This window comes from Pseudomonas sp. TSO6, assembly GCF_056098905.1.
In genome coordinates this window covers 1-711 of sequence record NZ_JBLZWV010000017.1, presented here as the reverse complement: position 1 = coordinate 711, position 711 = coordinate 1, and the positions used below count along the sequence as shown (strand labels likewise).

The 711-nt window shown below is 57.1% G+C and carries 1 protein-coding gene; it reads right to left on the bottom strand.

Annotated features, from left to right (window positions below; genetic code table 11):
- Window positions 1-367 (bottom strand): thiamine pyrophosphate-binding protein (locus tag ACN6NG_RS05190; RefSeq protein ID WP_256575277.1); only part of this gene is annotated, 367 nt, incomplete at its 3' end.
- Between the last annotated feature and the right edge of the window lie 344 nt (window positions 368-711).

Genomic DNA, 711 nt, shown 5'->3' with positions numbered 1-711 from the left:
TGATGGGGTCCATCATGCCGCACACGTCAATGATCTGGAAGCGGCCCTGCTTGGACTTCTTGATCGGCTTCTGCCCGGTGATCATCATCATCGGCATGCCGCCCAGGTAGGCGTAGGCGCTGGCGGTAACCAGGTTGGTGGCGCCAGGGCCGAGGGTCGACAGGCTGACGCCGGTCTTGCCGGTCAGGCGGCCGTAGGTGGCAGCCATGAAACCTGCAGACTGCTCGTGACGGGTCAGTACCAGCTTGATCTTCGACTTGCGCAGGGATTCGAGCAGGTCGAGGTTTTCTTCACCGGGAATGCCGAATACATACTCGACACCTTCGTTTTCCAGGCATTGCACAACGACATCGGCGGCCTTGGCCATCTTGCTTGCTACCTCAAGTGATGGGACGGTGGAAATCCAGAAATGCGCAGCACGGTACGCTGGCATCGCTCGGTCCAGGGGTAGGAATGCCCTGAATCAAAGTCTTGACGTAGGGTGGGCGTTGGAAAGTCACGTTAATGTAACTGCAATATTGTCGCAGTGCTGCGCTGGCGCCGTTGTAGAACCAACAGTCTTGCTCAGGCTTTGAAAGCGCGCTCGTCTATATTTCTGGCTCGAATTGTGGGAGGCGACTTACCACAGATCCCTGTAGGAGCAGCCTTGTGCTGCGAAGAGGCCATTGCAGCCGAAGATAATCTTTAGCCTTACCGGCCTCTTCGCAGCAC